The following is a 13229-nucleotide window of genomic DNA, read 5'->3' on the forward strand; positions in this document are numbered from 1 at the left end:
TGGCCGGGGCTCATTTCTGCAGCACTTTCACGCTCAGGCGGCGGTTCTGGGCGCGGCCTTCTTCGGTAGCGTTGGAGGAGATGGAGTAATTGGGGCCGTAGCCGCGGGCGTCGAGGCGGCTGGGACTGATGCCCATTTCGACCAGGCTGGCCCAGGCCGTGCGGGCGCGGGCTTCGCTCAACTCTTTGTTTACCTTGTAGGTACCGGTATCGTCGGTGTAGCCGCCGAGCTTGAGGCGGGTTTTGGGGTAGGCGCGCAGCAGCGTGGCAATGTTGCGCAGCTGGCTGACGGACTCGGGCGTGAGCGTGGCCTTGCCAGCTTCAAAATACACCCGGTCGAAATTGTACCAGCCCCGGGTCAGGTCCACGGAGTCGACCTGCATTTGCGGGTCGCTCAGGAAGCGGAAGAGGTTGCTCTCCGTCGAGTTGGCTCCCACGTTCGGGACGGTGCCGCCCCCGGGCAGCTTGAGCGTGGTGGGCTGGCCGGTATCGTATAGGTAGTTGCCGGTTTTGGCATCAAAATGGCCCGGCACGATGGGGTCAGCCACGCGGTCGGTCGGGCGGCGGGCGGGGTAGCGGCTGTAGCGCGGGTACCGTTCCGTGGCGGGGGCTGCGGCTGCTGCCGGGGTAGTGGGAGCGGGTGCGGGTGCGGGAGCAGGCGCCGAAGCGGCCGGCATGGGCGGGGATGCAGCTGGCGCGGGCACTGGGGCGGCCTTGCTCGTGGCGTGGCTGGCGGTGGGCCTGGTGCTGGCCGCAGCGGGTGCAGGGCGCGGGGCACCGCTGAGGGTAGTTACCAGCACGGGGCCGCCTATTGCGGCTTCATCGGCTAGGGCCAGCGTGGGCGTGCTGGGGGCGTTGTTGCGGCTGCTGGCTTTGCCGGGTGCATCGCTGAGCTTGTTCAGCGTGACGGTGAAGTTGGTGGTTTTGCCGGTTTCGAGGAAAATATTCTCCACCGTCTGCGGGCGGTAGCCGCCCTCGCCCACCCGTATCAGGTACGGGCCGCCCACCATGAGATTGGCGACCATGAAGCGGCCGGCCGCATCGGTAGCGGCAGCGTGACGCACGCCGGACGGCAGGTGGATAACGGTGATGGCCGCGCCCGGCAGGGGGGCCTGCGAATCGGATTGCACGCTGCCCATCAGGCTCATGGCCGGGTTTTGGGCTTGGACGGGCTGGGCCGCTCCCAGTAGCCACCCCAGCACGACCAAAGGAATAGCTGGTAAATAACGCTTCATATGAATGCAGAAATAGGGGCGTAAAGCCCTGGTCAGAAAAAGCAAGCTTTTGGTATGTAAGCAGATAGCTGGGCAATGGCCGGCTGCTGGCTTTATTCGAGCAGCTTGCATAGGTACCTGATACCAAATAGATACCCAAATTGTCCACCCCAGGCCAAAGATAGTGCAGAAATTACGATAGAATAATTAGATAATTATTTATGAATAATCTAATTCAATAATTTCACTTTTTTGATAATAAAGTGTCAATAGCTGGCCCTGGTGAAGGGCGAATTGAGGGGCATCGCCGCCAACTGTTGAGCCTATCGCCGTTATTACTGCTCGGTTAAAACGGGCCGCTCGTCGATTTTGCCTCAAATTGTGGCACAGCCAGCGTTTTACCTTTGTTGGGATTCATTCATCTAAAAGGACTTGCTATGCGAAAGATTTTGTTGGGGTTGCTGGCCTTGGTTGTCGTGCTGGTGGTGGCGGCCATTGCCGCTCCGTTTCTGTTTAAAGACAAGCTGCGGGCCGTGGCCGATAAGCAGATTGCGCAGCGCGTGCGGGCCAAGGTGCTCTACAACCCGGCCGATATTGACGTGAGCGTGCTCCACTCCTTTCCGGATTTGACGCTGGATATCAAGAACCTGCGCATCATTGGGCTCGACTCGTTCAGCCGCGATACGCTGGCCTACCTGCCCAGCCTGCGCGTGGGCCTCGACATTATGACCGTTATCAAGGGCCAGGAAATCAAGATTAACAACGTGGAGCTGGAGCAGCCCGACCTGAGCCTGCGCCGCCTGAAAAGCGGCCTGGCCAACTGGGATATCATGATTTCGGATTCGGCTGCCGCCGCCAAAGGCCAGGATACCAGCCAGGTGAGCCTGGCCATTAAGAAGTGGAAGCTGACCGATGGCCACCTGCGCTACGAGGACCTGACCCTGCCTTTCCGCATGGAGGCCCGGGGCGTGAACCACACCGGCAGCGGCGACTTCGCCAGCAACGTGTTCGACATGACTTCGCAGACCACCGCCACCGACCTCGACATGAGCTACAACAACGTGGCGTACGTGACGGATAAGAAGCTGGACGCCGACGTGACCCTGAACATGGACCTGAACAAGAGCCTGTACACGTTCAAGGATAATAAATTTAAGCTCAACGACTTCCCGTTCAGCTTCGCGGGGGCTATTGGCCTGCCCAATGCCACGGACATTACCTACGACATCACCTTCAAAGCGCTGGAAACGGATTTCAAAACCCTGCTCAGCCTGGTGCCGGGCGCTTATACCGACAAGTTTAAGAACATTGAAACCAGCGGCAAAGTGGCGTTTGACGGCTTTGCCAAGGGCGTGCAGAATGCCGACCACCTACCGGGCTACGGCGTGAACCTAACCGTGACCAATGGCCAGTTCAAGTACCCGGAACTGCCCCAGGCGGCCAAAAACATCAACCTGACCATGAAGGTGGACAACCCCACGGGCGTGACCAACGATGTGAAAGTCAACATCCCGAAGTTTCACCTCGACCTCGGCCCCGACCCGATTGATGGCAACATGGCCATTGATGGCCTGAACCCAATGAAGGTGGACGGCCGCGTGAAGGCCAACGTGAACCTGCAGGAGGCCCTAAAAGTGTATCCGGTGAAGGATTTGGCCATGCGCGGGCAGTTTTTCGTGGACGGCACGGCCAAGGGCATCTACTCGAAAACGCAGATGCCGGTGGTGAACGCAGCCATTCGGCTGGCCAATGGCTACGTGAAATCGGCCCAGTTTCCGGCCCCGATTGAGAACATTAACCTGAGCGGTACGGTGGTGAACACCACGGGCCAGGTGAACGATACCCAGATAAACCTGCCGCAGTTTAAGATGGTGCTGGAGGGCGAGCCGCTGGAAGGCCGCCTGAGCGCGCACAACATCGACAAGCCGGTGTTTGACGCCAACGTGCGCGGCACGGTGGATTTGACCAAAATCACGAAGATTTTCCCATTGAAGGGCATGACCGTGACGGGCCGCGTGGCCGGCGACATTGCCGCCAAGGGCAACATGGCCGATGTGGACGCCGGCCGCTATCAGAACGTGGTGGCCAGCGGCACGGTGCGGGCCAGCAACGTGACCTACAAGAGCAAGGACCTGCCGCAGGGCGTGAAAATCAGCAGCGGCACGGCTACCTTCAACAACAACCAGATTGCCCTGCAAGGCGTGAACGGCGTGGCCGGCAGCTCCGATTTCGCGGCGTCGGGTACCATCAGCAACTACCTGGGCTACTTGTTCACGCCGGGGCAGTCGCTGAAGGGCAACCTGACGGTGAACTCGCGCAATTTTAACGTGAACGAGTGGATGGTGGACGAGGTATCGGCCAAGCCCACGGCCACCGGCGGCGCGGCCCCGGCCAAGGCCAACGGCGTGCTGCAGATTCCGAAATTCTTCGATTTGGTGCTGAACAGCCACGTCGATAACGTGACCTACGACAACCTGAAGCTGACCGACGCCAAAGGCATTGTGACGGTGAAAGACCAGACGGCAACGCTCAAAAACCTCACGTTTAATACGTTGGGGGGCAGCTTTGGTACTACGGGTAGCTATAGCAGCAAGGATTTGGCACACCCGAAATTCGACTTCGGCCTGAAAATCAATAACCTGAGCTTTCAGAAAGCGTTTTCGGCCTTCAACACCATCAAGACGCTGGTGCCGCTGGCCAGCCAGGTGGAGGGCATCTTCGGCACCACGTTCAACGTGAGCGGCGAGATGGGGCCGGATATGTTCCCGAACCTGGCCACGCTCACGGGCAAGGGCGTTTTCGACGTGGTGCGGGCCGCCATCAACCAATCGGAGGTGATGACCAAAATTGCCAGTCTGACCACCCTGCCCGAGCTGAAAACCCTGCTGGTGGTGGACAAGAAAATCCAGGCCAACATCGTGGATGGCAACCTGGTGGTGCAACCCTTCGACCTGACCATCGGCGACGTGAAGATGAACATCGGCGGCTCGAACAGCCTGGCGGGTGTGCTTTCCTACGTCACGGCCCTGAACGTGCCCACCGGCAAGCTGGGCTCGGCCATGAACAGCCAGCTCACCAAGCTCACGGGCGTGAGCAACATTCAGGGCACCGACCGCGTGACGCTGGGCCTCAACATTGGCGGCACCGTGAGCAGCCCGGTGGTGAAGCTGACCAGCGGCAGCATGAAGGACCAGGGCAAAGCGCTGGTGCAGAACGTGGCCAAGCAAAAAGCCCTCGACCTACTGGGCCTCAACAAGCCCCGCGTCGTGAGCAAGGAAGACAGCGTGCGCCGCGCCGGCCAGACGCCTGAGGAGGCCGCCGCCCAGGCCGCCAAGGACAAGCAGCAGCAGCGCATCGACGCGGCCAACAAAGCCAAGGAGCAATTGTCGAAGGGCTTCAACAGCCTGTTCAACAAGCCGAAGCCCAAGCCCAAGCCGGTGGAGCCCGCCGATACCACCAAGAAATAAGGTGGTTGGAATACACACAAAAAAGCCGCCTCGCAGTGATTGTGAGGCGGCTTTTTTGTGCGCGGTGAAGGGCGGGAGGCGAAATTAAAGCGGCATTAATGACTGGTTAAAAGGGCGTTAATTCAGCGAAAATCCATAACAAAGATATTGAAACGCTCATTTAAGGGGTGAATTTTGCAGGCCCAGTCTCCGGGCTGCGCGCACGTACTTTCACTTTTTCACCCCTTTTAATGGCTTCACATGCTGGTGCTTTTCCGCCGCCCACGCCGTGGCAACGGCTGATGCGGATGCTCGACACCGAGCGCAATACGATTCGCCACATCATTTGGTACGCCGTGGTGGCGGGCATCGTCAGCCTGTCGCTGCCGCTGGGCACGCAGGCCGTTTTCAACCTAGTTTCGACGGGGGCCGTGTTCGGCTCGACTTACCTGCTTATTGCCGTGGTGGTGGGCGGGGTGCTGCTGGCCAGCGTGCTGCTTATCGGGCAGCTCACGATGGTGGAAGCCATTGAGCAGCGCCTGTTTGCCAAGGCGGCCATTGAGTTTGCCTACCGCCTGCCGCGCATCAAGCCTGAAGCCCTGGAAGGCCAGAACCCGCAGGAGCTGGTGAACCGTTTTTTCGACGTGCTCACGGTGCAGAAGGGCCTCACCAAGCTGCTGATTGACCTGATGTTTGCGGGCATGCAAATCCTGTTTGGGGCGCTGGTGCTGGCGTTCTATCATCCCATTTTCATTGCCCTGGGCCTGTTCACCATCATCGCCCTCATCCTTATTTATGCCCTGAACTACCGGGGCGCGCTGCGCACCAGCATTGCCGAATCGGCCTACAAATACGAGCTGGTGGACTGGCTGGAGCAAGTGGCCGGCCGCCTGCCCGAGGTGCGCGCCAGCCACGCCCAGCAAGACGAGGCCCTGACCCGGGCCGACGAGCTGACCGCCAGCTACCTGCACGCTCGTAATGCCCACTTCCAGGTACTGAAAACGTACTACGGCTACGCTACGGCCCTGCGCACGGTGCTCACGGCGGGGCTGCTGGTGGCGGGCACGCTGTTTGTGGTGTCGCGCCAGATGACGCTGGGCCAGTTTGTGGCCGCCGAGGTCCTCATCGTCCAAATCAGCGGCTCGATTGAGAAGCTGATGACGGGCGTGGGCACCATTTTCGATATTCTGACGGGGGTGGAAAAAATGGCGGCCGTCACCGACCTGCCCCTCGACCTTAAACACGCTCCTATCGGTCATGCTTAATCTTTCAAACCAGCACGTACCCGAAGAAGTGTGGGAAAAGGTGCCCCGGCAGTCGCGCCCCGAGCTGCTGCGTACCAATGGCAGCCGCCGGCTGAGCCGCATTCTGCTGGTGGTGGGCATCCTGTTTCTGATTGCGCTGTTTCTACCCTGGCGGCAGACGATTTACGGCGCGGGCTCGCTCACGGCCCTCACCCCGCAGGACCGCCCCCAGAATGTGCAGAACCAGATTGCCGGCCGCATCGAGCACTGGAACGTGCGCGAGGGCCAGCTGGTGCGCAAGGGCGACACGCTGCTCACCATCTCCGAAATCAAGGACGAATATTTCGACCCCAACCTGCCCGAGCGTCTGAGCGAGCAGCTGGCCGCCAAGCGCGGCAACGTGGCCGCCAACGCCGCCAAAATTGATGCCACCAACCAGCAGCTGGCCGCCCTGCGCACCACCCTGGAGGTGCAGCTCTCATCGGCCCGCAACCGCGTGGAGCAGGCCGAAAACACCTTGGCCAGCGACCGCGCCGACCTCGTGGCCGTGCAGAACTTTTACCAGACCAGCCAGGCCCGCCTGGTTCGCTATGAGGACGGCTACAAAAACGGCCTGTTCTCGCTCACCGATATCGAAACCCGCCGCCTGAAGCTTCAGGAAGACCTGGCCAAGGTGACGGCCCAGCGCAACAAGCTGGCCAGCAGCCAGCAGAGTCTGGCCAACGCCCGCATCGAGCTGTCGAACCTGCGCGCCAAGTACGGCCAGGACCTGGCCAAAACCATGTCGGACCGCAGCTCGGCCGTATCGAGCCAGGCCAGCTCGGAGGGCGAAGTAGCCGCGCTACGCAACAAAATCGGCAACGTAATGGTCCGGCGCGGCCTCTACGTGGTGCGCGCCCCCCAAACGGGCTACATCGTGCGGGCCCTCAAGGCCGGCATCGGCGAAACCATTAAGGAGGGCGAATCTATTGCCACGCTGCAGCCCGAAGCGCCGCTGCTGGCGGCCGAGATGTACGTGCGGGCCATGGATGTGCCGCTCATTCAGCGCGGGCGGCAGGTGCGGCTGCAGTTCGATGGCTGGCCGGCCATTCAGTTTTCGGGCTGGCCCTCGGCAGCGGTGGGCACGTTCGGCGGCTTCGTGTCGGTGATTGACGTGGTGAGCAGCGGCGGCGGCAAGTACCGCCTGCTGGTGCGCCCCGCCCAGCCCCAGGCCGGCGACAAGCGCTGGCCGCGCCAGCTGCGCCTGGGTTCGGGCGTGCAGGGCTGGGTCATTCTCGATTCGGTGCCCGTATGGTACGAAGTCTGGCGGCAGCTCAACGGCTTCCCCCCTACGCTGGACACCGAGCCCGACGTGACGCCGGTGAAAGCGAAGTAGGGGTGTTCGACTGGCAAAGCCGGCTTGGCGTTCACCTCACCCCTACCGGGCACGGCCCCTAGCCCCCTCTCCCGCGGAGAGGGGGGACTAGTTTCTAGCATTAGCCTAGTTGTTTTGAACGCTAATAGTTTAGAAACTAATACTAGTTCCCCCTCTCCACGGGAGAGGGGGCTAGGGGGTGAGGTGAACCGGTCGCGCAATAAGAATTTCTATAAATCAAGATGTTATCCATCATATCCAATAAGCTTCTCCACCCCCAACGCTGCCGCCACTGGCTGCTTTGGCTGCTACTGGCCGCCTGCACCACCCCGGCCTTCGCCCAAACCCCTACCCTGCCCGAACGCCGTGCGGGGCTGGAAAAAGCGCCCCTGCAAACTACGCAGCTGAGCATCGCTGCGCCCGGCGACACGGCGCGGGTATTCTCGCTCCAAAACCTGGCCGATTTGGTATTTGCCAACCACCCCATCGTGAAGCAGGCAGCCCTGCTCAGCGATGAGGCCCGCAGCCAGGTATTGCAGGCCCGGGGCGGCTTCGACCCCAAGCTGGGGGCCGATTTCCACCGCAAGCAGTTTGGTGGCACCGACTACTACAACAACTGGGGCAATGAGTTGAAAATCCCGCTCTGGCCCGGCGGCATCGACCTGAAAGCCAGTTACGACCGTTACGTGGGCACCTACGTAAACCCCGAAAGCCGCACTTCCGGCCAAGGCTTAGCTGGTATCGGCCTATCGGTGCCTATCGGGGCGGGGCTGCTGATTGACGCCCGCCGCAGCACCCTGCGCCAAGCTCGTGTGCTGCAAGGCGCTGCCGAAGCCGAGCGCGTGAAGCAGATAAACGAAGTGTGGCTGCAGGCCGCCAAAGACTACTGGAACTGGTACTACACCTTCCGGCAGGCCGCCCTTATTGAGGAAGGCGTGGCGCTGGCCGACCGGCGCTTCCGGGGCACCGCCCGCCGCGCCCAGATTGGCGACCAGGCCCCCATCGATTCGGTAGAGGCCCAGATTACCGTGCAGGACCGCCAGGTGCAGGCCGAGCAGCTGCGCGTAGACCTGCAAAACGCCCGCCTCATCCTCTCCAACCACCTCTGGACGCCCGCCGGCCAGCCCGCCGAGCTGCCCGCTTACGCCATTCCCCAGGTACCATCGCTCGACAGTGTGAGCCGCGCCGAGCTGGCCCGCCTCGCCGATTTTGCCGCCGCCCAGCACCCCACGCTGCGCAAGCTCGAAGCCAAAATCAGCCAGCTGGGCATTGAGGAGCGATACCGGCGCGAAATGCTGAAGCCCAAGCTCAACGTGAGCGGCGTGCTGCTGAGCCAGGGCAATTTTTACCAGTCGGAAGTGCCCGCCGCCTACAATTTCGGCCGCGACAACTACAAGGTGGGCGTCGATTTTGCCTTCCCGCTGTTTCTGCGGGCCGAGCGTGGCAAGCTGCAATACACCCGCATTCAGGTGAAGGAAGTGGCCCTGGAGCGTCAGCAGAGCCAGCGCACCATCGTCACGCAGGTCAACACCGTGTTCAATACCCTGCGGGCCTACGAGCGCCAGCTGGCCCTGCAGGCCCAAACCATTGCCAACCAGCGCCTTTTATTGCAAGCAGAGCTGCAAAAGTTTGAGTTGGGCGAAAGTACCATCTTCCTCATCAACGCCCGCGAAACCAAGCTTATCGACCTGCGCATTAAGCAGGAAAGCCTACGGGCCAGCTACGAGAAGTCGCGGGCCGAGCTGTACTACTACGCCGGCATGCAGTCGCTGGCGGCGGCCCGGTAGGTCGGCGGTGGGCACGCACGCCATCCAGGGCCGAATTATTGGTTTTACGGTTTTTGTTGGGACTGGGCAATTAGCCTGTCCGGCTGCCCGTAGGGTGCTGACAGGCTTTTCAGGTATCGGGCATCAGGTGGTAAAGAGTAGTGAGTGAGCCTGATAAGCAGGACGACGAAACTTTGGTCGTATTATTGAAGTATGCGCTGCGCTAACCTCGGTGTTAGTCAGTTAATTGAATTAATCCAATAATAAACCAACCGATAGACGTATGAAATACTCCGGTCTCCTGCCGTTTGCCTGCGCCGCCCTGCTGGGCCTAGCCGGTTGCTCAAAAACTTCCGAAAACGCTGATACCGCCAAGCTGGAAGTGCGGCTGACGGATGCCCCGGGCGACTTTCAGAGCGTGGTGCTCGACGTGCGTCAGGTGGAAGTGCACCTCAAGGATGAGGGCAACCCGGACGGCTGGAAAACCCTCGGCTTCAGCCCGCAGGTTATTAACGTGCTCGACTACGTGAACGGCCGCTCGGCCCTGCTGGTGAGCGACGATTTCGCCCCCGGCGACCTTAAGGAAATCCGACTCATTCTGGGGCCCAATAGCTACGTGATAGGCCGCGACGGCCAGCAGTACGACCTGAAAACGCCCAGCGGCCAGACCTCGGGCGTGAAGCTGAAACTAGACAAAGCCACCCTGAAAACCCGCGAAACCTTTCAGCTGCTGCTCGATTTCGACGTGGCCAAATCCGTAGTGGAGCGCGGTGGCTGGAAGCCCGGCAACGACAAAAAAGAGCGTTACCTACTCAAGCCCGTTATTCGGGTAGTTGCGCAGGACCTGCGCGGCGGCATCAGTGGCACGGTGAGCCCGGCGGCGGCCCGCCCCCAGATTCTGGCCATCCGCAGCACCATCCTTGGCCCCGATACGGTAAGCACTTCGGCCGATGTCTCGGGTGCCTACCAGATTGGCGGCTTGCCATCGGGTACCTACCGCGTCGAATATTTCCCCAGCACCACGGCTCCCACGGGCCAGGCAGCCTACCGCAACGTGGTGCGTACCGGCGTAACGGTGGTGAACGACCAGGTAACGACGCTGGGTACGACCAGCCTCAACTAGACCACTGATTTTAGCGGATTTGGCTACGCCGACCTTCGGTTCACGGATTTTGTAGTCGGCTAAACCAAAAGAGGCGGCCCCATGGGGCCGCCTCTTTTATTCGTTATAATGAAGGTTAGGACTTACGCACTCCCAGCCCCGTAGGGGCGACATATCGATAGTAACCGAGGGATAATGCGACTCTAAAGCCCCGTAGGGGCGACACTCGCCAGGCGATTCGCCGAGTGTCGCCCCTACGGGGCTTCTTGTTCAACATCAGCTAGTTACTACCGATATGCTGCCCCTGCGGGGCTGAGCGTGCGTAAGTCCTAAAGGTATTGTGGCTATGCCGGCTGAACTGCCGGCTTGGTGCCGAAAGCGGCATCCTGCTGTTTCGCGGCCACAATCTGCTGCACCAGCTGCTCCGGCGTGGCTGTGATGGACAGTTTTAGGGCATAGGCCGGGCGCTCCAGCGTGGCCAGTTGCGAGTCGAGCATTTCGGGGTGCATGTAGTGGCCTTTGCGGCCGCCCATGCGTTCGAGCAGCAGCTCGCGGGGGCCGTCCAGAAACACCCAGTGGATGGGGCTACTCACGCCGCTTTGCAGGGTGGTGCGGTAGCTTTCCTTCAGGGCCGAGCAGGCCAGGATGGCCCCGCCGGTGGCTTCCCACTGGCCCAGGTTGGTGGCCAGGGTAGCCAGCCAGCCGCGCCGGTCGTCGTCGGTGAGCGGGATATTGTGGCTCATCTTATCGATGTTGGCGGCCGGGTGGAAGTCGTCGGCATCGTAGAACGGTAGCCCGAACGGCGGTGCCAGCTCCTGGCCCACCGTGGTTTTGCCGCAGCCCGAAACGCCCATGATGATGCAGACCATACCCAAAGATTAAGGTGAAAAGAGGAAAGCTTACAGCTGCGGCTGCACCTGCCCGCTCATTTCGCGGCAGTAGGTGATAAAGTCGGAATTGACGGGCTCCAGGCCGCCTTCGCGCATTTTGGTGGCCACCTGGCCGCGGTGGTAGGTGGCGTGCATCACGGCGTGGGTCAGGATGTCGCTCACCTGCGAGTCGAAGGCGTCGCCCTGCGAGTTGGTGTACTGAATGTGGCGGGTCAGCTCGGCCTCGTCAGTGGTCTCGCACAGCTGCGCGAAGCGGGCCGACGTTTGCTCGTGCCAGTGGTGCAGGCCGGCCAGGTCGTGCTCCTGCCACACTTTCAGCGGGCTTGGGGTGCCGGAGAGGCGGGCAATCCAGATGGCCTGGGCATTGATAAGGTGGCTGAAGATGCGCAGGGCCGGCTGGGGAGCCTCCTGGCCGGCGGCTACGGATGAATCGAGGCGGCGCAGCAGGGTTTCATTGGCCCAGACGTTGAAAGCGCCGAGCTTGGCAATCGTGTTAATCATAATGAGTTAAGAGTTAAAAGTTAGGAGTTAAGAGTTGTGAGTTGAAGTCACGACTTGTCCAACCGACAACTCCTAACTCTTAACTCTCAACTCTTAACTCCTAACTCTACCGTGGGTCTTGCCAGACCACTTTTTCGTTGGATTTGTTTTTTTCGAAATCGGGGCATTTGCCGTCGCCCTTGCCGGTGATGCCGCCATCGGGCTGGCAGATGAGCTTGCCTTTCGTATCGAAGACCTGCGAGTACTGGTCGCAGCACGGGGCCGACTGGTAGTACACGGTTTTGCCCTCGTACTGGTAGCGCAGAATGCGGGTGATGGGGTTGCGCTTGCGCTCAGCCAGCACGGCGGCAATGCGCGCCTTCAGCCACTGCGGGCGGGCAGTGGTGTCCGATTCGGGCACGTAGCGGCTCACGGGGTCCACTGTGTTGGCACTGGTGGGGGCGGGCGTGTCGGTGCCCGATACGCTGCCGCTGGCCGGCGGCGTGGTGGGCGTGGTCACGCTCACCTGCTGGTGGGCGCAGGCTGACGTGAGAAGCAAAGCGGCAGCAAAAGAGAGCAAGCGCATAGGATTTAAAAAAGAAGCGGGGCAGGCCCCCAGGCGGGGGCTGCTATGGGTACGCCCGGCGCGGCCAATAGTTGAGCTGCGGCCCGTAATCAGGCATTAAAAAAGTGAGGCCCGAACACCAGCGCCCCCACCACCAGCGCCCCCAGCGCGGCCAGCAGCACCGCGCCGGCGGCCACGTCCTTGGCCTTGCCAGCCAGCGGATGGTAGGCAGGCGAAACTAAATCGGTGAGGGCTTCGATGGCGGTATTCACCAGCTCGGCGGCCCACACGCTGGCCACCGAAATGGCCACCAGCGCCCATTCCAGGCGCGTGATGCCGCAGTAAAACCCCAGCCCGATAGCCACCACGGTAGCCAGCGCGTGAAACCGCAGATGCACTTCGGAGCGCAGCGCGCTCCACACGCCGCGCCCGGCGTGGCCGAAGCTGGCCACGCGCCGCCGCCACAGCCCTTCGGGGGGGCGCAGCTGGTTCGAAGCCGGTGCGTTAAGCTCAGCCACGGATGTCGAAATCGTTGAAAACAGTCGTGCGCAGGCCCGACCACTCAGGCCGGATAATGCTGAAAATGACCGTATCGCGCCGCACGCCGCCCTGCGTGAGGCGGTGGCTGCGCAAGGTGCCCTCCTCGGTAGCGCCCATGCGGGCCATGGCTGTGCGCGATTTATCGTTGCGCGAGTCCGTTTCCAGCTCCACCCGCTCGCAGCCCAGCGTGTCGAACGCGTAGCTGAGCAGCAGGTGCTTGCAGGCCCGGTTCAGGCCCGAGCGCTGGAACTTGGTGCCCACCCAGGTGTAGCCGATGCTCAGGCGCTGGTCGCCCTCCACTACGCTGTAGTAGCTGGTGCTGCCGGCCAGCTCGCCGGTTTCGCGGTCGATGATGGCGAAGGGGTAGCGCAGGCCCTGCTCGCGGGCTTCCACGGCCTGGCGCAGGTAAGCGGCCAGGCTCACGGCATCGTCGCCCCGCGTGAGGGTGTACTTCCAGATGTCGGCATCAAAAGCGACGGCTTTGAGGGCTTCGAAATCGGTGAGCTCAAGCGGGCGCAGCCGAACGCGGTTGTTTTCGAGAACTACTTGAGCAGAGAAATCCATGGGAATCGAGTTGTTGATTGGTGGCCGAAAACCGTTTGTCATCCTGAGCCTGCGAAGGACCTTAT

General features: G+C 61.4%; 11 protein-coding genes. 5 read left to right on the forward strand and 6 right to left on the reverse strand.

Annotated elements, in window-relative coordinates; all coding sequences use genetic code 11:
- Positions 1-10 precede the first annotated feature (10 nt).
- Positions 11-1234 carry an OmpA family protein gene (locus HBN54_RS03045; protein WP_168671650.1) on the reverse strand — a complete coding sequence of 408 codons (1224 nt, stop codon included), beginning with the start codon at positions 1232-1234 and terminating at the stop codon, positions 11-13.
- A gap of 416 nt (positions 1235-1650) precedes the next feature.
- Between HBN54_RS03045 and HBN54_RS03050 the strand changes: the two genes are divergently transcribed.
- The 5 genes from HBN54_RS03050 (at position 1651) to HBN54_RS03070 (ending at position 10146) form a co-directional block, all read left to right on the forward strand.
- Positions 1651-4680, forward strand: a complete 3030-nt coding sequence (locus tag HBN54_RS03050) for an AsmA family protein (protein ID WP_168671651.1) — start codon at positions 1651-1653, stop codon at positions 4678-4680.
- A 230-nt stretch (positions 4681-4910) separates the two neighbouring features.
- Complete coding sequence (locus HBN54_RS03055; RefSeq protein ID WP_168671652.1) at positions 4911-5924, forward strand: ABC transporter ATP-binding protein; 1014 nt, start codon at positions 4911-4913, stop codon at positions 5922-5924.
- Positions 5917-7278 carry an HlyD family secretion protein gene (locus HBN54_RS03060; protein ID WP_168671653.1) on the forward strand — a complete coding sequence of 454 codons (1362 nt, stop codon included), beginning with the start codon at positions 5917-5919 and terminating at the stop codon, positions 7276-7278. The genes HBN54_RS03055 and HBN54_RS03060 overlap by 8 nt, the downstream gene beginning before the upstream one ends.
- A gap of 221 nt (positions 7279-7499) precedes the next feature.
- Positions 7500-9044 carry a TolC family protein gene (locus tag HBN54_RS03065; protein ID WP_168671654.1) on the forward strand — a complete coding sequence of 515 codons (1545 nt, stop codon included), beginning with the start codon at positions 7500-7502 and terminating at the stop codon, positions 9042-9044.
- A 262-nt stretch (positions 9045-9306) separates the two neighbouring features.
- A complete protein-coding gene (locus HBN54_RS03070) occupies positions 9307-10146 on the forward strand; it encodes a DUF4382 domain-containing protein (RefSeq protein ID WP_168671655.1) in 840 nt (279 codons plus the stop codon).
- 323 nt (positions 10147-10469) lie between these two features.
- On the opposite strand, the gene HBN54_RS03075 is transcribed toward HBN54_RS03070, so the two are convergent.
- The 5 genes from HBN54_RS03075 to HBN54_RS03095 all read right to left on the reverse strand — a co-directional run bounded on the left by HBN54_RS03075 (position 10470) and on the right by HBN54_RS03095 (position 13164).
- Positions 10470-10994, reverse strand: a complete 525-nt coding sequence (locus tag HBN54_RS03075; RefSeq protein WP_168671656.1) for a gluconokinase — start codon at positions 10992-10994, stop codon at positions 10470-10472.
- A 30-nt stretch (positions 10995-11024) separates the two neighbouring features.
- Entirely contained in the window at positions 11025-11516 is a 492-nt protein-coding gene (locus tag HBN54_RS03080) for a DinB family protein (protein WP_168671657.1), read from the reverse strand.
- A 106-nt stretch (positions 11517-11622) separates the two neighbouring features.
- Positions 11623-12081, reverse strand: coding sequence for a DUF6970 domain-containing protein (locus HBN54_RS03085; protein WP_168671658.1), 459 nt, complete (start codon positions 12079-12081; stop codon positions 11623-11625).
- Positions 12082-12170: 89 nt separating this feature from the next.
- A complete protein-coding gene (locus tag HBN54_RS03090; RefSeq protein ID WP_317170161.1) occupies positions 12171-12578 on the reverse strand; it encodes a diacylglycerol kinase family protein in 408 nt (135 codons plus the stop codon).
- Positions 12571-13164, reverse strand: a complete 594-nt coding sequence (locus HBN54_RS03095; RefSeq protein WP_168671659.1) for a GNAT family N-acetyltransferase — start codon at positions 13162-13164, stop codon at positions 12571-12573. Before HBN54_RS03095 ends, HBN54_RS03090 begins: the two co-directional genes overlap by 8 nt.
- Between the last annotated feature and the right edge of the window lie 65 nt (positions 13165-13229).

Source organism: Hymenobacter artigasi (assembly GCF_012275535.1).
GTDB classification, from domain to species: Bacteria; Bacteroidota; Bacteroidia; order Cytophagales; family Hymenobacteraceae; genus Hymenobacter; species Hymenobacter artigasi.

Bases quoted from the DNA above. Each gene is read 5' to 3' on its own strand.
- HBN54_RS03085 (WP_168671658.1), bottom strand. From the start codon at position 12,081: ATGCGCTTGCTCTCTTTTGCTGCCGCTTTGCTTCTCACGTCAGCCTGC.
- HBN54_RS03095 (WP_168671659.1), bottom strand. From the start codon at position 13,164: ATGGATTTCTCTGCTCAAGTAGTTCTCGAAAACAACCGCGTTCGGCTG.
- HBN54_RS03050 (WP_168671651.1), top strand. From the start codon at position 1,651: ATGCGAAAGATTTTGTTGGGGTTGCTGGCCTTGGTTGTCGTGCTGGTG.
- HBN54_RS03055 (WP_168671652.1), top strand. From the start codon at position 4,911: ATGGCTTCACATGCTGGTGCTTTTCCGCCGCCCACGCCGTGGCAACGG.
- HBN54_RS03065 (WP_168671654.1), top strand. From the start codon at position 7,500: ATGTTATCCATCATATCCAATAAGCTTCTCCACCCCCAACGCTGCCGC.
- HBN54_RS03045 (WP_168671650.1), bottom strand. From the start codon at position 1,234: ATGAAGCGTTATTTACCAGCTATTCCTTTGGTCGTGCTGGGGTGGCTA.
- HBN54_RS03060 (WP_168671653.1), top strand. From the start codon at position 5,917: ATGCTTAATCTTTCAAACCAGCACGTACCCGAAGAAGTGTGGGAAAAG.
- HBN54_RS03070 (WP_168671655.1), top strand. From the start codon at position 9,307: ATGAAATACTCCGGTCTCCTGCCGTTTGCCTGCGCCGCCCTGCTGGGC.
- HBN54_RS03075 (WP_168671656.1), bottom strand. From the start codon at position 10,994: ATGGTCTGCATCATCATGGGCGTTTCGGGCTGCGGCAAAACCACGGTG.
- HBN54_RS03080 (WP_168671657.1), bottom strand. From the start codon at position 11,516: ATGATTAACACGATTGCCAAGCTCGGCGCTTTCAACGTCTGGGCCAAT.